This is a genomic window from Cellulomonas algicola, from assembly GCF_003851725.1.
Lineage (GTDB): Bacteria > Actinomycetota > Actinomycetes > Actinomycetales > Cellulomonadaceae > Cellulomonas > Cellulomonas algicola.
This window is the reverse complement of sequence record NZ_BHYL01000197.1, coordinates 1-764: the sequence shown is the minus strand read 5'-3', so window position 1 is coordinate 764 and position 764 is coordinate 1. Positions and strand designations below refer to the sequence as shown.

Annotated in this window: 2 protein-coding genes; both read right to left on the bottom strand. The window is 77.5% G+C overall.

Annotation, left to right across the window (positions count from 1 at the left end; genetic code table 11):
- Nucleotides 1–54: 54 nt before the first annotated feature.
- Nucleotides 55–468: a transferase gene (locus tag CTKZ_RS12895; protein ID WP_124343328.1), complete on the bottom strand. Its 414-nt coding sequence runs from the start codon at nt 466–468 to the stop codon at nt 55–57.
- 98 nt (nt 469–566) lie between these two features.
- Nucleotides 567–764: hypothetical protein (locus CTKZ_RS12890; RefSeq protein ID WP_200829738.1), on the bottom strand; the 198-nt coding region annotated here is incomplete at its 5' end.

Here is a 764-nt window from a genome sequence, read left to right as displayed (position 1 = left end):
GTGCCGGACGGGGCCCGCGGCGGCCTCCGGCGGGAGGCCGCGCGGGCCGGTCGGTCAGGCGGCCTCGCGCCGGGCGGCGTGCCGCCCGACGACGCTGCCGTCGGGGACGATCGCGTCCTGCTCGACGTGGGCGCCGGCCTCGACGACGACGTCCGCGCCCAGGCGGGCGCGGCTGCCGATGCGGGCGCGCGCACCGACACGGGTGCCGGGGCGCAGGTGGACGGTGGAACCGACGACGACGTCCGGGCCGACCTGGACGTTGCGGTCCACCCAGCTCGCGGTGCCGATGCGCGCCCCGGGGCCGACGCGCGCGCCGGACTCGACGTAGGCGGTGGCGGCGACGCTCGCCTCCTCGTGGACCTGGGCACCCGGCGACACCAGCCCACCACCGTTCGGGTGGCGGTCGTAGCGCATGGTGGTGCCGTCGTCGGCCTCGAACTCGATCCGTCCGCGGGTCTTCCTGGTCATGCCACTCCTCTCGGGAACGGTTCTCGCTCTCTGTTCAACGAGCGCGTGCGCGCGCATGTTTCCGCGCGGTCTGTGGTGGCGCTCACAGCGGAACGCGGTCAGGGCTTGCCGGGCTTCTTCGCGTGGGGAGGCGTCTTCGGCTCGCCCTTGCCGGGGCCCGGCGCCCGGTTGGCCTCGGCCTCCTTGCGCGCTGCGGCGGCCTCCGCGTTGGCCTGCGCGAGCGCTGCGTCGGCCTCGGCCTGGGCGGCGGCCGCCTGCTGCGCGGCCTCCGCGGTCGCCTGCGCGCGGGCCGCCTC

Coding starts and splice junctions, on each gene's coding strand:
- CTKZ_RS12895 (WP_124343328.1), bottom strand. CDS start 468: ATGACCAGGAAGACCCGCGGACGGATCGAGTTCGAGGCCGACGACGGC.